This window comes from Flavobacterium plantiphilum (assembly GCF_046000495.1).
GTDB classification, from domain to species: Bacteria; Bacteroidota; Bacteroidia; order Flavobacteriales; family Flavobacteriaceae; genus Flavobacterium; species Flavobacterium plantiphilum.
In genome coordinates this window covers 248,674-270,266 of sequence record NZ_JBELQA010000001.1, presented here as the reverse complement: position 1 = coordinate 270,266, position 21,593 = coordinate 248,674, and the positions used below count along the sequence as shown (strand labels likewise).

Sequence of the window (21,593 nt, the reverse complement as noted above, 5' to 3'; positions counted from 1 at the left end):
TCAAATATTGGTAAATTGCGATATTTAACAACTACAATAAAACATGCAGAAAACGATCAATTTAAAAGCTTTTAAAGAATTTGTTCAATCAAGTAATTTCGGAGGGTTCCTCCTTTTTTTATGCGTAATAATTTCATTAATAATTGCAAATTCATCGCTTGCTGATCCGTTACAAAACCTGCTGGAAACCAAACTCGGTTTTGAAAACCAGACAGTACATCTCAATTATTCCGTAAGCATGTGGATTAATGACGGATTAATGGCTATTTTCTTTCTGCTGGTAGGACTGGAAATCAAGAGAGAAATTATAGAGGGAGAACTTTCTTCACCTAAAAAAGCTATTCTGCCTATCATAGCTGCCATAGGCGGAGCTGTGGTTCCAGCGTTTATTTATTCGTTTTTTAATACCGGAATGGAGACTGTTTCGGGTTGGGGAATTCCTATGGCTACCGATATTGCTTTTGCTTTAGCTGTAATTTCTTTGTTAGACAAAAGAGTACCTGCGAGTTTAAAAATATTTTTGGCAGCTTTAGCTATTGTGGATGATCTGATCGCTATTTTAGTAATTGCCATTTTTTATTCATCCGGAATTGAACTGACATATTTAGCCTATGCGGGTATTGGAATGGTGGTACTTATTTTAATGAACCGCTTCAATGTAAAGAATCCCTATCTGTACTTAATCCCTGGTATATTTATCTGGTATTTTGTACATCATTCAGGAATTCATGCTACAATTGCCGGAGTACTGGTTGCCATGACGTTGCCTACAAACGATACAAATATAGCATCACCCTTAGAGAGACTGGAACACACACTTGTAAAACCGGTTAACTTTTTTATCATTCCGCTCTTTGCATTTGCCAATACAAATATCACGATTCATAACGAAATGATTGAAGGCTTAACTTCACCATTAGGCTTAGGTATTTCGATGGGACTGATTTTTGGTAAACCTATCGGAATTGTTACTACTTCCTTTATATGCTCTAAACTAGGATTGGGTCAGTTACCGGCTAACAGTACAATAATTCATATGGTTGGTTTAGGTTTATTAGCCGGAATAGGATTTACAATGTCTATTTTTATTTCGATGCTGTCTTTTAGTAATCAGCTGCTCATTGAAGAAGCCAAATTATCAATATTGATTACTTCACTAATTGCGGGTATTTTAGGCTATCTGATTTTGAAATTTTCTTGTAAAAACAGTAATACTGCTGATATTTAAAAAGCTGTTTTTTTTTCTTACTGGCTATCAGTCTGTTTTATTGAAACATTTTCTTTTGCAATAGAAGAATCTGCTGACTTCGTATGCCTAATATTACCCGATACCCTTTTGCGGAAGCGCCATAAATTTTGAAACTATTTTCAATTGTTTTGTAAAATGAAACGCTATTTTAATTCCGAACTTACTTCGTAGTAATTACTATTGATTACTATAAAAGATACGAATTAAAAACAGCTTATTATGAATAAATTATTTAAAGCGCTAATAGCAGGTTATGGAGCAAAAAAGTTAGGCGGAGGCTGTTTTAGCACCATCCTGATTTTTATCCTTATCTGGGTATTATTGGGACAATGCAGTCATTAAAGGCATTTTTATAGCGGTGTTTCAACACAGTACTAACATTAAAAAAAAAAGTATTATGGAAGATAAAAATACAGAAACTAAGAAAACAACCAGCAGTGAGGAAATTGATAACACAGATCCTAAATTGCGTAAAGAAATAGATGTAGATACCGAAGGAAACAAAACTGTGGTTGACAGAGCAAGAGAAGAAGATGCAACTGATGAAGGCATTCTGAACGATGCAGATCCTGACAATCCCAATATCAACCGTGGAGTTACTACTGAGAAAGAGGCGATGAAAACGGTAGAAAACAAGGACCTTAATTCGGATATTACTCCAAACAGATATCCTAATTCAAAGTCTGAGAATCGACCGGACAACAAAAAATCAGAAGAATAAACCACAATAACAGCTGCACTGTCATAATTCAGCTGACGGTACTATAAAAACAGATTGCAAAACATAAAAAATTACTGTATTTTTTTTATAAAATATTCTGTAAAAAACAAAAGATATAGTAGATTAGCGCTCAGAAAAATTAAACAAATATGGCATCAGGTATTTTCGCATTATTAGATGATATAGCAGCAATCATGGATGATGTTGCGGTAATGAGTAAAGTAGCCGCAAAAAAAACAGCCGGTATTCTGGGCGATGATTTAGCGGTTAATGCTGAAAAAGCTTCCGGATTTGTATCGTCAAGAGAGTTACCGGTATTGTGGGCCATTGGAAAAGGCTCATTACTGAATAAAATCATTATTTTACCTGTAGCCTTTTTGCTCAGTGCTTTTTTTCCGGTAGCAATTACAGTGATATTAATTTTTGGCGGACTCTTTTTAGCCTATGAAGGTGCCGAAAAAATTTATGAATTCTTATTTCACAGGCAACATCATACCACTCAGCCGGTAGTTGAAAAGCTTACAGAAGAGGAAATTTTAGCAATGGAAAAAGGCAAAATAAAATCAGCTGTTGTAACCGATTTTATTTTATCAGTAGAAATTATAATTATCGCACTGGGTACGGTCATCGAAGAATCTCTTTCAACACAGATTCTTGTAGTTTCAGTTATTGCTATACTGGCCACTGTGGGTGTTTACGGAATTGTGGCTTTGATAGTAAGAATGGATGAAGCGGGTTATAAACTGATACAATGGGCTGGTAACAGAGAACACAGTATTCTTAAAAAAACCGGAAAAGTATTAGTACTCGCCTTACCTAAAGTAATCAAAAGTTTAGCTATCATTGGAACGATTGCGTTACTGCTGGTTTCGGGAGGAATATTTGTACATAACATTGATTTTTTTCATCATTTATTTCCTCAGCTGCCTTCATTTGTAAAAGAATTCATTATCGGACTAGTTATTGGATTTATTGTTTTAGGCATAGTCACTCTTTTTAAAAAAATATTTGGAAAGAAAAATTGAATTAAACACCTATTATCTTGTTATAAAGCTGTATTTTTTTACAGCTTTTTTTATGGCAAACACTTGATGGTAATCACAAACTACTGTTGTATAAACCATTAACATCTTAAAATTTCAGCGAAGAAAAATTAAATGCCCTATTGTAGTATTTATAACTAAAAAACCTTATTTTAGTAGAGGTCGTTCCGGTTTTTTCTGGTTTTTTTATCCAAAAAAACGAAATGCTTCACAGAGAATAACAATCAAAAAGAATACGCAATATGAGATTAGAAGATTTTGACAATGATGAAGAAAAAATAATTCAGGACAGATTGAAGCAAAAAACATGGAATGAAATCCGCACCAATGACAGTTGGGCTATTTTTAAAATCATGTCTGAATTTGTAAATGGTTATGAAACCATGGGTCGCATTGGTCCCTGCGTTTCTATTTTTGGCTCAGCTCGTACTAAAGCAGCAAATAAATATTATGATCTGGCCGAAAAAATTGCTTTTAAAATCAGTAAAGCCGGTTACGGTGTTATTACAGGTGGCGGTCCCGGAATTATGGAAGCCGGTAACAAAGGAGCACACCTGGGAGGCGGTACCTCTGTAGGACTAAATATAGAACTGCCTTTTGAACAGCATTTTAATCCTTATATTGACCATGATAAGAACCTCAATTTTGATTATTTTTTTGTTAGAAAAGTAATGTTTGTCAAATATTCACAGGGATTTGTAGTGATGCCCGGAGGTTTTGGAACACTCGATGAAATGTTTGAAGCAATTACTTTAATTCAAACCAAAAAAATTGCGCGTTTTCCAATTATTTTAGTGGGAAGTACCTATTGGTCCGGTCTGATAGACTGGATAAAAACAGTGTTAATTGAACAGGAAGAAACCATAAGTCCTGATGATTTAAAACTAATTAAGATAGTAGATCATGAAGATGAAGTCGTAGAAGTTTTAGATAACTTCTATAAGAAATACACATTGAAACCTAATTTTTAAAGAGCTGTTTTTTACAGCTTTTTTTGTTTAATTCATTTTGTATAATCTAAAAAAAATGTATATTGAAATACTATTAAAACCCCTGTCAACCATTGAATATAATTTTCAGATTTTCATTTGCTTATGTCTTGTTTTTTGCCTGTGCTTGTAGCGTAACGGCACAAAACAGCAACCGGCTATGGGTAGAAATAGATACTGAAGTACACAGACTGGATATCAGACAGGAAATTGACTACTACAACTCCTCTACTGACACTATTTCAGAAATTGTACTTAATGACTGGAATAATGCTTACGCCGATGTAAAAACTCCTTTAGCTGAACGTTTTTCGGATGAATTTTACCGTGGATTTCATCTGGCAAAAGAAGAAGAACGCGGAAAGACTTCGAATATAACCATTACCGACAACAATAAAACACTATTATCCTGGAAACGCACCGAAAAAAATCCGGATATTGTAGTGATACAATTATTAAATAAACTTGCTCCCAATCAAAAAATCAAACTCCGATTAAAATATACTGTAAAAATTCCAAGCAGTAAGTTTACAAAATTTGGTTATGATGATTTAGGAAATATGTACCTTAAATCCTGGTTTCTCACCCCTGCCCGATATGAGAATCATGATTTTGTAGTATATAACAATGAAAATCTGGATGATATTGCTAATACAGTGACTGATTATGATCTTGAACTAAAACTGGCAAAAGGTTTTACTGTTACTACTGATTTAAATACAACCGAAGAAATTAGCAATAACGACTATGCTGTTTATAAACTGAGCGGAAAAAACAGAGTTGATTTTGAACTTTTTATAGAACCCAAATCCAGTTTTACTAATTTTAAAAGCGAACGTTTTGAAGTAATCACCAATCTAGACGGAGATAAAGTAGTTCCGGAAGATCAGGCTAAAGCTATTGATTGTGTCGTACGATTTGTGAAAAACAACATTGGTGATTATCCATTTGAAAAAATTGTAGTTTCCCAAACAGATTATGAAAGAAATCCATTTTACGGACTCAGTCAGTTACCCTCATTAATACGACCTTTTACAGACGAGTTTACTTATGAATTGAAATTTTTAAAAACCTATCTCAACGTTTTTCTCAATAACAGTCTTTTTATTAATAACCGAAAAGAAAGCTGGATACACAATGGGATTCAGGTATTCATCATGATGAAATACATTGAAGAAAATTATCCCGATGCAAAAATGCTGGGAAAAGCCGCTACTTTTAGATTATTAAAAAGCTACAACCTCACAAATCTTGATTTCAACGAACAATACAGCTATTTTTATATGCTGATGGCCCGAAAAAATCTGGATCAGGAATTAGGAGCACCTAAAAATTATCTGATAAAATTTAACGAACAAATTGCTAGTAAATACCGTGCCGGTTTAAGCCTGCGTTTTTTAGAAAACTACAGTGAAAACAATGCGGTAAGCAGTAGCATTCGCATGTTTTATACCGAAAATAAAACAAAACAAACATCAGAATCTGATTTTGAAAACATCCTGAAACGACAAACAGCTAAAGAAATAGACTGGTTTTTTAAAACAATAATCCACTCCAGAGATTTAATTGACTACAAATTCAATAAGGTTAGTAAAACGAACGACAGTATTTATTTTTCACTAAAAAATAAAACGAATGTTAATAATGTTCCCGTTCCTGTTTATGGTATAAAAAATGGAGAAATTGTATTTAAAAAATGGTTAGAACCAGCTACAAATGACAGTGTTTACAGCATAAAAAGAAATGATGCCAATAAAATTGTACTGAACTATAAAAATGAAGTTCCGGAATACAACCTAAGAAACAACTGGAAATCATTAAAGCCTTTTTTTCCTAACAACCGTCCCATAAAATTTGTCTTTATGAAGGATTTAGAAGATCCTTTTTACAACCAGGTTTTGTATGTACCCACTTTAGAATACAACCTTTATGACGGACTTATCCCCGGAATGAGACTGCATAATAAAACTATTTTGGACAAACCTTTTATCTTTGATATAAATCCGGCTTATTCCACTAATACGAATACTTTTTCAGGTTCAGGCTCTTTTACCATTAATCAAAATTATAGAAGCAGCAGGTTGTACAATGTAAAATACTCTTTATCGGGTTCTTATTTTCATTATGCACCCGATGCGTTTTACACCAGATTCAATCCAAATATACAAATACGAATCAGAGAAAATGATTTCAGAGACAACCGGAAACAATTAATTTATTTACGTCAGGTTATGGTAAACCGGGAAAAAAGTGCCATCATTTCTAATGACAATTCGAGTGAAAACTATTCTGTATTTAATGCTAAATATTTCAATACAAAAACAGAAGTTACTGCGCATTCTAATTTTGTAAGTGATGTCCAGTTATCTGATAAATTTGGGAAAATAGCAACAGAATTTGAATACCGGAAATTATTTGAAAACAACCGCCAGATTAATTTACGTTTTTATGCAGGAACTTTTTTGTACAATAAGAGCAATTCAGATTTTTTTAATTTTGCTTTAGACAGACCTACCGATTATCTTTTTGATTATGGTTATTACGGACGTTCTGAAAGTAGTGGATTTTTTAGCCAACAATTAATTATTGCCGAAGGTGGCTTTAAATCAAAACTGGACACCGCATTTGCCAATCAGTGGATTAGCACCCTAAATGCAGGATACACCATTTGGAACTGGATTGAAGTGTATGGTGATATAGGTGTATTGAAAAACAGAACTAAAAATCCTGTTTTTGCTTTTGACAGCGGTATCCGTCTCAATTTAGTAACCGATTATTTTGAACTCTACCTACCGGTTTATTCTTCTAACGGATGGGAAATAGGCCAGAAAAATTACAATGAAAAAATACGATTTATAATTACTTTTTCACCAAAAATTTTGGTTAATCTATTTAATCGGAAATGGTTCTAAATAACTAAACCAAAGCCGTAATTATATTATTCTCAAATAAAAAGGTTAAAAAACGCGTATATTTAAAAAATAACTGATTAGTATTGAATAAAAATATCAAATTACAAATAATTTTTCTATAATTGAATTATGATAATAGCCAGTTTTTAAGTAAATTTGCACGATGAATTATAATCTTTCAATTATGATAAAAGAAAAAAACAATACGACATTGACATTTGAGGATTTCAAGACCGAAGTATTGAATGATTATAAGATTGCAGTAACAAGTCGAGAATGTAGTCTTTTAGGACGCAGAGAAGTTTTGACAGGTAAAGCAAAATTTGGAATTTTTGGAGATGGAAAAGAAGTTCCGCAAATAGCAATGGCGAAGTTTTTTAAAAACGGAGATTTTCGCTCGGGTTATTATCGTGATCAGACTTTTATGATGGCCATTGGCGAATTGACAATTGCTAATTTTTTTGCCGGATTATATGGAAATACAGATATAAAACAAGAACCCATGTCGGCCGGAAGGCAAATGGGAGGTCATTTTGTTACTCATAGCCTCAATGACGACGGGAGTTGGAAAAGCTTAACGAAACAGAAAAATTCAAGTTCAGACATCTCTCCTACTGCTGCTCAAATGCCCCGTTTATTAGGGCTAGCACAAGCTTCTAAATTTTATCGTGAAGTTACCAATATTCCGAATCAAAAAAACTTTTCTCACGCAGGAAATGAAATTGCCTGGGGAACAATAGGAAATGCAAGTACTTCCGAAGGAGTCTTTTTTGAAACCATAAATGCTGCAGGAGTGCTACAGGTTCCAATGCTGATTAGCATCTGGGATGACGAATACGGTATTTCGGTACATGCAAAACACCAGACCACAAAAGAGAATATCTCCGAAATACTATCCGGTTTTCAGCGTGAGGAAGACAGTAACGGAATTGAAATACTTACAGTTAAAGGCTGGGATTATTCTGATTTAATAACAACTTATGAAAAGGCATCCAAAATTGCCCGTGAAAAACACATACCTGTATTAGTTCACGTTCAGGAACTGACACAGCCCCAGGGACATTCCAGTTCCGGTTCACATGAAAGATATAAGAGTTCTGCAAGACTTAACTGGGAAAAAGAGTTTGACTGTATCAGGCAAATGCGTTTGTGGATGATAGCTATTAACATTGCTTCTGCAGAAGAGTTAAACGAAATTGATGCCGCTATTAAAAAAGAGGTTTTAGAAGCTAAGAAAGCAGCATGGAATTCTTTTATAACCCCTATTGTTGCTGAAAAAAATGAAGCTGTTTTATTATTAGAAAAAATTGCCGCAACAAGCAAAAATAAGGATCAGATCTTAAAACTTTCTAATAATCTGAAAAACATAAAAGATCCTCTAAAAAAAGAAATATTAGTTACTGCCAGAAAAGCACTTCGTTTATTAGTAAATGAAACAGGCGGGACTCAGTTATCGCTTTGGATACAAAAATACACCCAAAAAACGCAGGCTATTTTCAGTAATAACCTTTACTCAGAATCTAAAAATAATGTGTTTTCTGTAAAAGAAGTTCTTCCGGTTTACCCTGAAAATGCACGAAAAGATACGGACGGAAGAATGGTTATCCGGGATAACTTTGATGCATTATTTGCTAAATATCCTGAAGTACTCATTTTTGGTGAAGATTCCGGAAATATTGGCGATGTTAATCAGGGACTTGAAGGAATGCAGGAGAAATACGGAGAAACCCGTGTTGCCGATGTAGGTATTCGGGAAGCCACCATAATAGGACAAGGAATAGGTCTTGCATTAAGAGGACTCCGTCCTATTGCCGAAATTCAGTATCTGGATTATTTATTATATGCTATCCAGATTCTCAGTGACGATTTAGCATCACTGCAGTACAGAACAGCAGGAAAACAAAAAGCACCTTTAATTATAAGAACCCGTGGACATCGTTTAGAAGGAATCTGGCATTCCGGATCTCCTATGGGAATGATTATAAATGCAATTAGAGGGATTCATGTTTTGGTTCCAAGAAATATGACTAAAGCAGCCGGATTTTACAATACTTTATTAGAATGTGATGAACCTGCCTTAGTTGTAGAATGCTTAAACGGATACCGACTGAAAGAAAAAATGCCTTTGAATTATGGTGAATTCAAAACACCAATCGGAGTCGTTGAAACTATTAAAGAGGGAACTGACATTACACTTGTTTCTTATGGTTCCACTCTGAGATTAGTAGAACAAGCTGCAAAAGAACTCGCTGAAATTGGTATTGATTGTGAAATCATCGACATCCAGTCTTTACTCCCGTTTGATATTAATCATGATATTGCTAAAAGCGTTCAAAAAACAAACCGCCTTCTTGTTATTGATGAAGATGTTCCGGGCGGAGCTTCTGCTTTTATCCTACAGCAAATTATAGATAATCAGGATGCCTTTAAATTTTTAGACAGTAAACCGCAAACTTTATCCGCAAAGGAACACCGCCCTTCTTACGGTACTGATGGGGATTATTTTTCTAAACCTTCTATAGAAGACATTTACGAGAAAGTATACAGCATTATTTCTGAAGCAAACCCTTCGAAATATCCAAGCTTGTACTAAAGAAAAAATGATATAAAAGCTTTAACAAAAAAAAATGCCCCAAAAAGCACAAACTATTTGGGGCATTTTTTATGAAAAGAAAATTCTTCTTCTATTTTTTTATTACTAATCGGAAACCTTCTCCGTGTATATTAAGAATTTCTACATTCTCATCCAGTTTCAGATACTTTCTCAGTTTAGCAATGTAAACATCCATACTTCTGGAAGTAAAATAATTATCATCTCTCCAGATTTTAGTTAACGCTAATTCTCTTGGCATTAAATCATTTTCATGAAGAATTAACATTTTCAATAATTCATTCTCCTTTGGAGATAGTTTTACAGGTTCTTCACCATTAAAACTTAAAAAACGTAGTTTAGAATTCAAATGAAACTTACCAATTGTAAATTCAAAAGGAACTTGTTCTGCTTTAACATCAGAAGCTTTTCTTTGAATGATTGCTTTAATTTTCATTAACAAAACTTCAGAATCAAATGGTTTATTTAAATAATCATCTGCTCCGGCTTTGTATCCTTTCAAAACATCCTCTTTCATAGATTTAGCAGTAAGAAAGATTATTGGCACTTCGGCATTTTTCTCTCTTATTTCTTTAGCTAATGTATAACCGTCTTTATAAGGCATCATTACATCTAAGATGCATAAATCATAAGAATCTTTTTTAAATTTTTCAAAACCTTCCATCCCATTTTTTGCCAGAGTAACATCAAAGTCATTCAGCATTAAATAATCTTTAAGAACAGCTCCAAAATTTAAGTCGTCTTCTACTAAAAGAATTTTTTTATTTATATTTTCCATATTTTAGTTTATTAGAGGTAATTTTATAATGAAGGTACTTCCTTTACCCTTTTCGCTTTCTACGTAAACTTGTCCGTTATGATCTTCAACTATTCTTTTTACATAAGCTAAGCCTAAACCGTGTCCTTTAACATTATGTAAATCTCCGGTATGCTCTCTGTAAAATTTTTCAAACACCCGTTTTTGAGCTGTTTTACTCATTCCTAATCCCTGATCTTTTATTTTAATAAGAATCATATCTTTAATATTCTCCGTATAAATATCAATCTTTGGCATCTCCGGCGAATATTTTATTGCATTTTCCAATATATTAACAATAACATTTGTAAAATGCACTTCATTAATCAAAACGGTGGTTCTGGCTGCTTCAAAATGATTATTAATTTCGCCTTGTCTGTCCTGCAAAATTAAATTTACATGCTCAATAGCATCATAAATCACTTCTTCAACATTGCTCGAACCTTTTTCTATATCTAATTCCTTTTTTTCTAATTTTGAAATTCGTAATACATTCTCCACCTGAGCATGCATGCGTTTATTTTCATCCCTGATCATTTGCAAATACCTGAAAACCTTTTCCTTGTCTTCAATGATTTTAGGGTTTTTTATTGCGTCTAATGCCAGATTAATGGTAGCAATAGGCGTTTTAAACTCATGCGTCATGTTGTTAATAAAATCGGTCTTAATTTCAGATATCTGACGCTGACGGATTAATTGATTTAGGGCACTTGAATAAGCAACTAAAATAATCAATGTAAATACTATTGACAAAATGGTAATACTTACTAATTCAGACAAAAGAAATTTCTTTTTATTAGGAAATGCAACCGACAACTGATACCTTTCATTCCCTTCGTTATCAGCAAGAATAGGAATTGAATAAGTAGCATCTTCATCAAAATGAAATCCTTCTGATTTTATTTTTGTAGGCGATCCTTTGCTGAAAATTGCAAATTCAAATTTAGTGTTCACTCCATGGTCAACCAGTTCTTTTTTCAAAAGTTCTCTTAATTTTTCTCTTGAAATTCTTTCCTCGATAGACAATGTCGAAGCATAATCTTTATAAGAAATTTGCAACTGCACCTTATTCAAAACATCCAGCGTACCATCTTTGTAATCCCTCGAATCCGGCATTACACTCTTATTCAATCCTGAATTATCAACATTATTATTATTGTTATATACTTCAGTTAACCTTTTAGAACTAAAACTTTTAAAACCGTCATTCTTTTTATTAAATAATGATCCGTTAAAATCATATTTTTCAGATGAAATACTGTTTTTGTAAATAATCGTTTTATTTGTTTTTGTGTTTCTCTGAACAAATAAAATTTCAAACAAATCATTCTTTTCAGGAATTTTACCTGTACTGTCTTTTATCCGATTTATTTTTTCATAAAAAGTATATTCTTCCTGCTTTTCAAGTTTATCTGCTACATTATCAATAACCTGAGTAACATGATATTTGAACTGTTCATCATTATTTTTAAATGATGTATTAAACCAATATACCTGAACAAGTATTATCCCAATCAGAGACAAACTCATTAATAAAACCAGAAATTTAAAAAACAATTTATTCATCAAAACAAAATTAACATTTTAACACTATGGTTGATAATGTATTAACCAAACATTAACATCTACCATAGTTATTGCTTAATCTACAAAATTTTAAGAATTTTATTGATTTCATCCTTAGCTAAGTCAATATCAATATTCTCAATCACAAAATCACTTTTAGAAATTCGTTGCTCATCTGTCCACTGCGCATCCATTCTTTTTAATATTTGCTTTCTTTGAGTATTATCACGTTGCAAAACACGCGAAATTCTTAACTCTAAAGGTGCTGTTACGGTAATAATATATTCAAAATCTTTATAACTACCACTTTCAAACAAAATAGCAGATTCATACACTAACAAAGGAAAGTCAGCATGTTCTGAAAGCCATTTTTTATAATCTCTCTTTACAGCCGGATGCACAATAGCATTTAGTTCTTTTAACTGATCGGGATTATTAAATACTATTTCTGCTAATTTAGACCTGTTCAATTGCTCATTTTCAAAAATATTTTTCCCAAATTTCGATTCAATGGCTTCAGTAATTTCCTGTTGTTGCATTACTTTTTTTCCGGCATCATCAGCGATATACACAGGAATTCCTAATGATACCAAATAGTTTGCAATAGTGGTTTTCCCGCTTCCTATTCCTCCTGTTAAACCAACAACTTTTTGCATAGATTAATTTTTGAAAAATAAATAAGGAAAAGCTTCTTCTGGTTTTTTCTTCAGAATAATTATTTTAATATAAGATTCTAAAAATCCCATTCCATATCCTAAAAACTGTTTCCAGACTGCAGTTACTGAAAGATATCCAATTTTGATACTTTTATTTTGAACAGTGGAAACTAAAAATATAATAAAAAAATAAACGCAATATAATTTTGCCAGTAAATCATAAGTAAAAATCAGCAATGCTACCGAAAGCGCCAGACCAATAATAAACACCGATGGGAAAAAGAACGTCAATTTATTATATTTAGGATACCAGCTGTTTAAAATAGGTCTTGCTTTCCCAAATTTATTTACCTGTACAGAAAACTTGTCCCAGTCAATCCTTCTTTTATGATATACGTAAGCCGCAGGAAAAAGTTTTGTTTCGAAACCCAAATCCCATAATCTGATTGACAAATCAGGATCTTCACCCGGATGAATGTTTCCAAAACCATTAGATGCTTCAAATGCTTTGCGGGAAATTCCCATATTAAAACTTCGGGGCTGGAATTTATCTATTTTCTCTGACCCACCTCTGATTCCGCCGGTAGTAAGAAAAGAAGTCATTGCAAAATTGATAGCTTTTTGAATATCTGAAAAACTATCCAAAGCCCGATCAGGTCCACCAAAACAGTCTACATAATGCGTTTTTAATGCCTTATCAACTTCTGTTAAGTATTCTGCCGGAATAATACAATCAGAATCAAAAATGATAAAATAATCTCCCTTAGCTACTTTCATTCCGTAATTTCTGGAATCTCCGGGACCTGAATTTTCTTTATAGTAGTACGAAATTGATAATTTGTTTTGATACTGATGAACAACATCTTCACAACGAATTGCAGAACCATCTTCGACAATTACAATTTCAAAATCTTCTTTGTAATTTAATTTTGATAAACTTTCTAAAAGTTCATCTACTTCATCCGGGCGATTATACACGGGAATAATCAAAGAAAAATACATATTCTTAAAAGCGGTATTAATTATACAATATAAATGTAATATTTTAACAAAGATAGACTTTAAACAATAATGCGCCTTACTTTTAAATGTTTTTATACACTTAAAATAAGACGCATTACACTAAAATTTGTTCTTTATTTTTCGAAATAAAATTAGGCGATACTTTCCACCTGAACCATTTCGTCAGCTTCAGCTTTATAATCTACTCCAGCTAAATCAAAACCAAATAAATTATAGAAATCTTTTCTGTATCCTTCTAAATCTCCTATTTCAGCTAAATTTTCAGTAGTTGCCTGTTCCCACAACTGAGCAACCTGAGCCTGAACATCATCACGCATTTCCCAGTCATCAATACGGATTCTGCCTTTTTCATCCACTGGCACTTCTCCTCCTGTAAATAATCTTTGTTGGTATAAACGTTGAATTTGTTCAATACAACCTTCGTGAATTCCTTCAGCTTTCATTATTTTATACAATAAAGAAATATACAATGGAATTACAGGAATAGCTGAACTTGCCTGAGTAACCAAAGCTTTATTAACCGAAACATAAGCTTTTCCATTAATATCCGCTAAGCTATCTGAAATTTCAAAAGCTGTAGCTTCCAGATGATCTTTTGCACGACCAATTGTTCCTTTTCTGTAAACTGCCTCCGTTACTGATGGCCCAATATAAGAATAAGCAACTGTTACGGCACCCGGAGCCAATAAATTTTCAGCTTTTAAAGCATCCATCCACATAGCCCAGTCTTCTCCTCCCATAACAGCAATTGTATTTTCAATATCGTCACCACTGCATGGTTCAATAGAAACTTCAGAAACTTTCCCGGTATGAAAATCTACTGTTTTATTTGTAAAAGTGTTACCAATAGGTTTTAAAACCGAACGGTGTGTCACTCCTGTATTTGGATTAGTACGTACCGGAGAAGCCAAACTATAGATAACTAAATCAACCTGACCTAAATCAGCTTTAATTAAATCTAAAGTTTCTCTTTTTACTTCATTTGAAAAGGCATCTCCATTAATACTTTTTGCATACAAACCAGCCTTGTGAGCTTCTTTTTCAAAAGCGGCAGAATTGTACCAGCCTGGTGAAGCTGTTTTTCCAGCCACTGGTGGTTTTTCAAAAAATACTCCAATAGTTGCTGCATCAGAACCAAAAGCACTTGAAATTCTTGAAGCCAAACCAAAACCAGTAGAAGCACCAATTACCAATACTTTTTTAGCGCCATCAATAGCTCCTTTTGATTTAACATATTCAATTTGATTTTTGACATTTTGCTCAGCTCCAGCCGGGTGTGCTGTCAGGCAAATAAATCCTCTCATTCTAGGTTCTATGATCATAACGTATCAATATTATATTTTTATTTGTTTTTTTAGCGAATAAAACAATGACATGTGCCGGAAAGGCTATCATTTTGGAAGGCAAATATAGGGCATTTTTTTAGTTCAACAAGGCTTTTGCATGATTTAGAGCCGAATCAGAAACGATGGTTCCTGATAGCATTTGAGCAATTTCCACCACACGTTCCTGGTTCGTTAATAACTTTAACTCTGATTGCGTATCCTCATCTACTGTTGATTTAGAAACTTTAAAATGTGCATCGCCTTTAGCCGCTATTTGTGGTAAATGAGTAATGGCAAAGATTTGCATTTTCTGACTCATTTCTTTCATGATCTCCCCCATTTTAATAGCAATTTCCCCGGAAACTCCGGTATCAATCTCATCAAAAATTAAAGTTGGTAATTTTGAATATTGTGCCAAAATTGCTTTTACAGCGAGCATAATTCGGGACATTTCCCCTCCTGACGCCACTTTTTTCAGTAAGCCGAAATCAGTTCCTTTATTAGCCGAAAACAGAAACTGCAATTCGTCTTTTCCATTAGCAAAATAAGTTTCGCCCTGAATGACTTCAATATTAAAACGTACATTCGGCATCCCTAAAGTGGCTAAAATCGCTATCATTTTATCAGACAAAACCGGAATCGCCTCAATTCTGTTGTCATGAATTGTGGTTGCTAAATTATCTAATTGGATTCCTTTTTCCTGAATTTGATTATTCAAAAGTGCTATTTCCTCTTCTATATTTCCTAATTCTACAACCTCATTTTCTAATTTGGCCTGAATGTCCAATAATTCATCTACCGTAAGCACCTGGTGCTTTTTTTGTAAATTATAAATCAATTGTAATTTTTGATTGGTTTGCTCTAATAGCTCCGGATCGAAAATTATTTTTTCAGAATGGCGATTCATTTCGTCTGAAATATCATCAAATTCAATAGCTAAACTGGTAATTCGTTCTAACAACTCCTGATATTCGGAAGAAAATGGAGCAATTTTTTGAATCGAATTTTTGATTTCCTTTAAATTACTCAAAACACCAAACTGCTCTTCATTGGCAATAGCCAGAGACTTATCAATTGACTCTTTAATGATTTCAACATTATTAAGCTGTTCAAAAACAGTTTCTAATTCTTCCTGTTCTCCTGATTTTAACTGAGCAGCAAGTAATTCATTTAATAAAAAAGTATGGTATTCCTGTTCTTTATTAGATTCGCTTTGTTTTTTAATCAGCGTGTTTAGTTTAGATTTATCTGCTTTATAATTTTTAAGAAGCATTTGATAACCCGCAATAACCTGCTGATTATCAGCAATAGCATCTATGATATCAAACTGGACATTTTCATCAGTCAATTCTCTGGTTTGCTGCTGCGAATGAATATCAATCAAAAACACTCCTAAATCCTGAAGTTCCTGAAGATTTACAGGACTGTCATTAATAAAAGCACGCGATTTTCCCGAAGGAAGAATTTCTCTTCGAATGATTGTCTCGTTTTCATAATCTAAATCATTGGCTTCAAAAAAAGCAACTAAATTGTATTTAGAAATATCAAACTGAGCTTCAATAATGCATTTTTCTTCTTTATTTTTAAGCGAAGTCAAATCGGCCCGTTTTCCTAACACTAATCCTAATGCTCCTAAAATAATAGATTTTCCCGCACCGGTTTCACCTGTAATAATTGAAAATCCTTTAGAAAAATCAATAGTTAATTTTTCTATTAAAGCATAGTTTTTTATTGATAGTGCAGTAATCATTGGTAGTAATTATTATGAAGTTGTGTTCGTTGATTTTAAAAAATTAAAAATAACTAATATTTCAACATGGCCCATTTACTGGAATTCAAAGGCGAAAGTTTGTTCAAATTATCAACTAAATCTGTAATTGTAATACTGGGACCGCCTGAAAAAACGGAAGTAATTTCATCCGATTTAGCATCAAACAATATTCGGGTTAAATAAGCATTTGGCTTAGAATTGTATAATTTATTTAAGGAAACTAAAGCTGTTTTTATTTTTTCTTTGGCTGCTTTTTTATCGGTAATCATAACATCTAGACCCTGATGATAATCGAATAATGTTTTTCTGATTTCAACATACGTTGGCGAAAGCAAATCATTAATTAAATAATATCTATTTTGGTTTCCGTCTAATTGGCTCCAGCCCTTATAACTGCTTTGTTGCGCTACTGTAGCAATAGTTTGCGCAATCTGATAATTAGAATCACCTGATTGAAATTCAAAAGTATCTCTGTCCATTCCCAAAATCACATACGTATAAAATGAGATTACCGAAATTAAATTAGACTGAAAAGAATTGACATTAAATACTAAATTTTCAAATTCTGTATAGGTAAAACTAAAATCTTTATCATTAATATTCAACACCGGAGATTCATACGAAGAGTCAAAAACCGGACGGGAAGACTGCACCTGAATGGTTGCGGAGAATTGATCTGAACTGTGCGAAAGCAAGGTAATATACATCGAACAATTGATTTTTTCCTGTTGTCGGAATGTTTCAGTTGTCCAGTCGGTTTTGTTTACAAATTCATTTAAAGAGGTTTCCAGCGTTTTATAAATTTGCTGATTAGGATTTCCCATTTTCTGAGCATTTACTGTTACGGTACAGTTTAATTGTTGTCCGTGAACAACACTAAAGCTAACTAATAAAAGGAAAAACACTATCTTATTCATAAAAATGAGCTATTACTTTATTTAAAATATCATCGGCAACCGCTTCTTTGGATTTCAATTCCATCGGTTCTGTTTTAAAATCTTTATCAATAAAAGTAACTTTGTTTGTCGTTTTCTGAAAACCGGCACCTTCATCCTGTAAAGAATTTAAAACAATCAAATCTAAGTTTTTTTTCCGGATTTTTGCCTTTGCATTCTCAATTTCATTTTCAGTTTCTAATGCAAAGCCAATTAAAAACTGATGTTTTTTAGCTTCTCCCAGTGACAGCAGGATATCTTTTGTTTTTTCAAGTTCAATAACAAAATTATCTGCGGTCTTTTTAATTTTTTGTTGAGCAATATTTTTAGGCCTGTAATCAGCAACGGCAGCTGCGGCAATTGCCACATCAACTGCATTGTAACAGTCATGACAGGCATCATACATTTCTTGTGCAGAAGTAACTTTTACAACATTTATCAAAGAATGATTGATTACATAATGTGTTGGTCCCGTAACCAGAATAACTGAAGCTCCAAGATTAGCAGCACTTTTTGCAATATCAAAACCCATTTTCCCAGACGAATGATTGCCTATAAAGCGGACAGGATCAATAGCCTCATATGTAGGGCCGGCTGTAATTAATATTTTTTTACCTTTTAAAGGCAGTTTACTTTCTAAATCAGCTTCAAGAAAACGAATAATATTTTCCGGTTCTGCCATTCTTCCCTCACCGGATAAGCCACTGGCCAGCTCACCACTTTCGGCAGGAATGATGGTATTTCCAAATTGTTCTAAAGCGGTAAAACTTGCAATTGTAGAAGGATGCTTATACATATCTAAATCCATTGCAGGAGCAAAATAAACAGGACATTTTGCGGATAAATAAGTAGCAATAAGCAGATTATCACAAGTACCGTTTGCCATCTTAGACAAGGTATTTGCTGTAGCAGGAGCAATAACCATCAAATCAGCCCAAAGACCGAGTTCAACATGATTATTCCATTTTTCATCTTCATCATCCTGATTAAAAAAAGTAGAATAAACAGGATTTTTAGATAAAGTAGATAAGGTAAGCGGGGTTACAAAATCCTTAGAAGCAGGTGTCATGATCACTTGGACATGTGCACCTGCTTTTATAAAAAGTCGTACTAAAGACGCTGTTTTATAGGCGGCAATTCCGCCAGAAACACCTAGCAAAATTCTTTTACCGCTTAAAACTGACATAGTAACTTATTTATTTGATTCTCTGTAATATATTTTACCATCTAACCATTCCTGAACAGCTAAAGCATGTGGTTTTGGTAATTTTTCATAAAATTTAGAAACCTCGATTTGTTCTTTATTTTCAAAAACTTCTTCAAGACTGTCATTATATGTAGCAAACTCTTCCAATTTTTCAGTCAATTCTTTTTTAATTTCAGAATTGATCTGGTTTGCTCTTTTAGCCATAATGGTAATTGCTTCATACACATTTCCGGTAGGTTGTTCAATAACCGTTTTGTTATAAGTTATTGTGTTTACCGGAGCATTCGTCTTTTTTAAATCCATGACTTTTAGTTATTTAGTATATTTTTGTAATTCTTGTTCAACACGGGCATACATTTCGCCAGCCTGTTCTTTATATTTGGTATCAGGATCAAATTTTACTAAATTTTGATATGAAACCTTAGCTACATTCAGCCTTTCTTCCATCTTTGCAGGTACACTATTAATACCTAATTTATAAGCGGAGTCAAACTTATAAAATAAAGCATCTTCTTTAAATTTAGTTCCCGGATATTCCGCAATAAAATTATCAAATGCTACTAACGCTGATTTGTAATCGGAAATAGTATTATATGATTTTGCATTTTCATATATTTTTTTCTCTATTTTTTCAGACAACAATTTCGTTAAACCATTGGCTTCTGCGAGGTATTCTGAATTCGGAAATCTATCAATAAACGCTTGCAGTTTTTCAATTGCCTTATAAGTGTCGGCCTGATCTAAACTATAAACCGGTGATAAGATAGCATAACTTTTAGCCCCTAAAAAAGAAGCTTCCTGAATCTTTGTACTTTTTGGATAACCTGAAGCAAAACTTTCAAACTGATAAGCAGCCAGATAATACTGCTTCGTTTTATAATAAGACTGCGCATACATATAAAATAATTTCTCTGCCTGCGGTTTACCTCTGTATTCAGGAGCTATTTGTTCAAAAAGACGAATCGCTTTCGAATATTTACCCTGAGCATATAACGTATCCGCCATTGCAAATTTTACCGCAACATTTTCGCTTTTCAAAGCTTTTTGATACTCATTACATGAACTAAAAAGAGCTATAAGAAGCAATAAGGATACAATTTTTTTCATCTTTAATTTTATTTTAAATACAGATTTCTCTTTAAAATCTATAAAAAATCATACCGAAGTTTCGGTGGCAAATTTAGTTATTAATTTAGCGACTACAAAATATTTCTTAGCATAAAAAAATACTTGCAATAAATAGCTATTTGTCTATTTTAGATACAAATTCATTTATTCTGTTTTGCAAATCTTCATCTACACTTACCAATGGTAAACGCACTGTATTATCAGCAAGACCTAATGCCTGAAAAACCTGTTTAATTCCGGCCGGATTGCCCTGTTCAAAAATCATGTCAATACAATCTGACAACAAATACTGTGATTTAAAAGCTTCATCCACCTTGCGATTCAGTCCTAAACGAATCATTTCAGAAAATTCTTTTGGAAAACCCTGAGCAATAACAGAAATAACTCCTGAACCACCTGCTAATACAGTTGCCAGTGCCGTCATATCATCACCCGAAATCACATGAAAATCTTTTGCTTTATCTTTTAGCAATTGCATCGCCTGAACAATATCACCTGCCGCTTCTTTGATAGCGACTATATTTTTAAAATCATTTGCTAAACGCAAAACTGTTTTTGGCAACATATTACTTGAAGTCCTGCCCGGAACATTGTAGAGAATTACCGGAACCGGAGATGCTTCTGCAACAGCTTTAAAATGCTGATAAATTCCTTCCTGTGTTGGTTTATTATAATAAGGAGAAACTGATAAAATTGCCGCAAATGGAGACATATCTCTCTTTTTCAACTCTCCGACTACTTCCATAGTGTTATTTCCTCCAACTCCTAAAACTAAAGGCAAACGACCATTATTAGCTTCTATAATTGTCTGAATTACTAATTCTTTTTCGTCACCGGATAAAGTTGCATTTTCAGCAGTGGTTCCTAAAATAACCAGATATTCCACTCCACCGTCTACAGAAAAATGTACAATTCTTTTTAATGCTTCGGTGTCAATTGAAAAATCTTCTTTGAAAGGAGTCACAAGAGCAACACCAGTTCCTATTAATGATTGCATGTTTTTAGTTTATATTTTGTTTAATTTTTTTAAATACTTAAATAATTCCTGAATAAAGACTCTGTTGTTTTCCGGATTAGTCGTTATTATAAAATTATTCAAACGCTTGTCAATTGTTGAAAAACCAACTTTAAATTTAGCTTTTGATTCATTTGTTACAATTAGTAAAATTGATTTTTCAATATCATAATAATTTATCAACAAATCAAATTCCTTAGTAATAAAATCATTTACCGCTTCATTTTTAATCTGACCTTTCCAATTTAAATGAGAGGCTTCCAGTTTTGTTACAGAAGTTGTAAAATCTATATTCGCTTTACTTTTATAAAGTAACAAATCAATATTTTCTTTTGCAATTCCATTAGCTATTAAATCTTTGACTAATAACTCCGTACCTGCAAAATGACTTGCATCAACTACTAATCCTACTGTTTTTATATTACCCGAAAACACGCTACTTTTTACATCAAGTAAGCTGTTTTTTAATGCTTTTCTTAGCAAAAATTCTTTTAAGTAATTTAAAAACATAACTTATCTTTATTAGCAAACAAAATTAATTAATTAAGTTACACTATAGCCGGCAAATCTAAAAAAGTATAATGACGATTTGAAACTTTTTGTTAAATTCTTAACACTTATTTTTACTTCTACTAAAAAAAACTAT

Annotated in this window: 19 protein-coding genes; 7 read left to right on the top strand and 12 right to left on the bottom strand. The window is 33.0% G+C overall.

Going from position 1 to position 21,593, the window contains the following annotated elements; all coding sequences use genetic code 11:
* Window positions 1-43 precede the first annotated feature (43 nt).
* From nhaA to ABS764_RS01095, 7 genes are all read left to right on the top strand, one after another.
* The gene (gene nhaA / locus ABS764_RS01125; protein ID WP_408079101.1) at window positions 44-1,228 is read left to right on the top strand and encodes a Na+/H+ antiporter NhaA; all 1,185 of its coding nucleotides are present in this window, start codon (window positions 44-46) and stop codon (window positions 1,226-1,228) included.
* 240 nt (window positions 1,229-1,468) lie between these two features.
* The gene (locus ABS764_RS01120; RefSeq protein ID WP_408079099.1) at window positions 1,469-1,591 is read left to right on the top strand and encodes a hypothetical protein; all 123 of its coding nucleotides are present in this window, start codon (window positions 1,469-1,471) and stop codon (window positions 1,589-1,591) included.
* 55 nt (window positions 1,592-1,646) lie between these two features.
* The gene (locus tag ABS764_RS01115) at window positions 1,647-1,970 is read left to right on the top strand and encodes a hypothetical protein (protein ID WP_408079097.1); all 324 of its coding nucleotides are present in this window, start codon (window positions 1,647-1,649) and stop codon (window positions 1,968-1,970) included.
* A gap of 149 nt (window positions 1,971-2,119) precedes the next feature.
* A complete protein-coding gene (locus tag ABS764_RS01110; protein ID WP_408079095.1) occupies window positions 2,120-2,995 on the top strand; it encodes a DUF808 domain-containing protein in 876 nt (291 codons plus the stop codon).
* 260 nt (window positions 2,996-3,255) lie between these two features.
* Entirely contained in the window at window positions 3,256-3,984 is a 729-nt protein-coding gene (locus ABS764_RS01105) for an LOG family protein (protein WP_408079093.1), read from the top strand.
* Window positions 3,985-4,076: 92 nt separating this feature from the next.
* A complete protein-coding gene (locus tag ABS764_RS01100) occupies window positions 4,077-6,914 on the top strand; it encodes a gluzincin family metallopeptidase (RefSeq protein WP_408079091.1) in 2,838 nt (945 codons plus the stop codon).
* Between the two features lie 184 nt (window positions 6,915-7,098).
* The gene (locus ABS764_RS01095) at window positions 7,099-9,507 is read left to right on the top strand and encodes an alpha-ketoacid dehydrogenase subunit alpha/beta (protein ID WP_408079089.1); all 2,409 of its coding nucleotides are present in this window, start codon (window positions 7,099-7,101) and stop codon (window positions 9,505-9,507) included.
* A 91-nt stretch (window positions 9,508-9,598) separates the two neighbouring features.
* Here the strand turns inward: ABS764_RS01095 and ABS764_RS01090 are convergent, their stop codons facing one another.
* The 12 genes from ABS764_RS01090 to ABS764_RS01035 all read right to left on the bottom strand — a co-directional run bounded on the left by ABS764_RS01090 (window position 9,599) and on the right by ABS764_RS01035 (window position 21,457).
* Entirely contained in the window at window positions 9,599-10,303 is a 705-nt protein-coding gene (locus tag ABS764_RS01090; protein WP_408079087.1) for a response regulator transcription factor, read from the bottom strand.
* Between the two features lie 3 nt (window positions 10,304-10,306).
* Window positions 10,307-11,887: a sensor histidine kinase gene (locus ABS764_RS01085; protein ID WP_408079085.1), complete on the bottom strand. Its 1,581-nt coding sequence runs from the start codon at window positions 11,885-11,887 to the stop codon at window positions 10,307-10,309.
* A gap of 80 nt (window positions 11,888-11,967) precedes the next feature.
* Window positions 11,968-12,543, bottom strand: coding sequence for a dephospho-CoA kinase (gene coaE / locus ABS764_RS01080; protein WP_408079083.1), 576 nt, complete (start codon window positions 12,541-12,543; stop codon window positions 11,968-11,970).
* 3 nt (window positions 12,544-12,546) lie between these two features.
* Window positions 12,547-13,545 carry a glycosyltransferase gene (locus tag ABS764_RS01075; protein WP_408079081.1) on the bottom strand — a complete coding sequence of 333 codons (999 nt, stop codon included), beginning with the start codon at window positions 13,543-13,545 and terminating at the stop codon, window positions 12,547-12,549.
* A 152-nt stretch (window positions 13,546-13,697) separates the two neighbouring features.
* Complete coding sequence (gene fabV, locus ABS764_RS01070) at window positions 13,698-14,888, bottom strand: enoyl-ACP reductase FabV (RefSeq protein ID WP_408079079.1); 1,191 nt, start codon at window positions 14,886-14,888, stop codon at window positions 13,698-13,700.
* 100 nt (window positions 14,889-14,988) lie between these two features.
* The gene (gene recN / locus ABS764_RS01065) at window positions 14,989-16,641 is read right to left on the bottom strand and encodes a DNA repair protein RecN (protein WP_408079077.1); all 1,653 of its coding nucleotides are present in this window, start codon (window positions 16,639-16,641) and stop codon (window positions 14,989-14,991) included.
* A 53-nt stretch (window positions 16,642-16,694) separates the two neighbouring features.
* Complete coding sequence (gene porD, locus ABS764_RS01060) at window positions 16,695-17,579, bottom strand: type IX secretion system protein PorD (RefSeq protein ID WP_408079075.1); 885 nt, start codon at window positions 17,577-17,579, stop codon at window positions 16,695-16,697.
* The gene (gene coaBC / locus ABS764_RS01055; RefSeq protein ID WP_408079073.1) at window positions 17,572-18,783 is read right to left on the bottom strand and encodes a bifunctional phosphopantothenoylcysteine decarboxylase/phosphopantothenate--cysteine ligase CoaBC; all 1,212 of its coding nucleotides are present in this window, start codon (window positions 18,781-18,783) and stop codon (window positions 17,572-17,574) included. The genes porD and coaBC overlap by 8 nt, the downstream gene beginning before the upstream one ends.
* A gap of 6 nt (window positions 18,784-18,789) precedes the next feature.
* The gene (locus ABS764_RS01050; RefSeq protein ID WP_073243113.1) at window positions 18,790-19,107 is read right to left on the bottom strand and encodes a DNA-directed RNA polymerase subunit omega; all 318 of its coding nucleotides are present in this window, start codon (window positions 19,105-19,107) and stop codon (window positions 18,790-18,792) included.
* Between the two features lie 9 nt (window positions 19,108-19,116).
* Window positions 19,117-19,911, bottom strand: a complete 795-nt coding sequence (locus tag ABS764_RS01045) for an outer membrane protein assembly factor BamD (RefSeq protein WP_408079070.1) — start codon at window positions 19,909-19,911, stop codon at window positions 19,117-19,119.
* 136 nt (window positions 19,912-20,047) lie between these two features.
* Window positions 20,048-20,929, bottom strand: coding sequence for a 4-hydroxy-tetrahydrodipicolinate synthase (gene dapA, locus ABS764_RS01040; RefSeq protein WP_408079068.1), 882 nt, complete (start codon window positions 20,927-20,929; stop codon window positions 20,048-20,050).
* Between the two features lie 9 nt (window positions 20,930-20,938).
* Window positions 20,939-21,457 (bottom strand): DUF6913 domain-containing protein, encoded by a 519-nt coding sequence (locus ABS764_RS01035; RefSeq protein WP_408079066.1) that lies wholly within the window; start codon window positions 21,455-21,457, stop codon window positions 20,939-20,941.
* Between the last annotated feature and the right edge of the window lie 136 nt (window positions 21,458-21,593).

Excerpts from the sequence above, each read along its gene's own strand:
- nhaA (WP_408079101.1), top strand. The coding sequence starts at position 44 with ATGCAGAAAACGATCAATTTAAAAGCTTTTAAAGAATTTGTTCAATCA.
- ABS764_RS01120 (WP_408079099.1), top strand. The coding sequence starts at position 1,469 with ATGAATAAATTATTTAAAGCGCTAATAGCAGGTTATGGAGCAAAAAAG.
- ABS764_RS01115 (WP_408079097.1), top strand. The coding sequence starts at position 1,647 with ATGGAAGATAAAAATACAGAAACTAAGAAAACAACCAGCAGTGAGGAA.
- ABS764_RS01110 (WP_408079095.1), top strand. The coding sequence starts at position 2,120 with ATGGCATCAGGTATTTTCGCATTATTAGATGATATAGCAGCAATCATG.
- ABS764_RS01105 (WP_408079093.1), top strand. The coding sequence starts at position 3,256 with ATGAGATTAGAAGATTTTGACAATGATGAAGAAAAAATAATTCAGGAC.
- ABS764_RS01095 (WP_408079089.1), top strand. The coding sequence starts at position 7,099 with ATGATAAAAGAAAAAAACAATACGACATTGACATTTGAGGATTTCAAG.
- ABS764_RS01090 (WP_408079087.1), bottom strand. The coding sequence starts at position 10,303 with ATGGAAAATATAAATAAAAAAATTCTTTTAGTAGAAGACGACTTAAAT.
- ABS764_RS01085 (WP_408079085.1), bottom strand. The coding sequence starts at position 11,887 with ATGAATAAATTGTTTTTTAAATTTCTGGTTTTATTAATGAGTTTGTCT.
- coaE (WP_408079083.1), bottom strand. The coding sequence starts at position 12,543 with ATGCAAAAAGTTGTTGGTTTAACAGGAGGAATAGGAAGCGGGAAAACC.
- ABS764_RS01075 (WP_408079081.1), bottom strand. The coding sequence starts at position 13,545 with ATGTATTTTTCTTTGATTATTCCCGTGTATAATCGCCCGGATGAAGTA.
- fabV (WP_408079079.1), bottom strand. The coding sequence starts at position 14,888 with ATGATCATAGAACCTAGAATGAGAGGATTTATTTGCCTGACAGCACAC.
- recN (WP_408079077.1), bottom strand. The coding sequence starts at position 16,641 with ATGATTACTGCACTATCAATAAAAAACTATGCTTTAATAGAAAAATTA.
- porD (WP_408079075.1), bottom strand. The coding sequence starts at position 17,579 with ATGAATAAGATAGTGTTTTTCCTTTTATTAGTTAGCTTTAGTGTTGTT.
- coaBC (WP_408079073.1), bottom strand. The coding sequence starts at position 18,783 with ATGTCAGTTTTAAGCGGTAAAAGAATTTTGCTAGGTGTTTCTGGCGGA.
- ABS764_RS01050 (WP_073243113.1), bottom strand. The coding sequence starts at position 19,107 with ATGGATTTAAAAAAGACGAATGCTCCGGTAAACACAATAACTTATAAC.
- ABS764_RS01045 (WP_408079070.1), bottom strand. The coding sequence starts at position 19,911 with ATGAAAAAAATTGTATCCTTATTGCTTCTTATAGCTCTTTTTAGTTCA.
- dapA (WP_408079068.1), bottom strand. The coding sequence starts at position 20,929 with ATGCAATCATTAATAGGAACTGGTGTTGCTCTTGTGACTCCTTTCAAA.
- ABS764_RS01035 (WP_408079066.1), bottom strand. The coding sequence starts at position 21,457 with ATGTTTTTAAATTACTTAAAAGAATTTTTGCTAAGAAAAGCATTAAAA.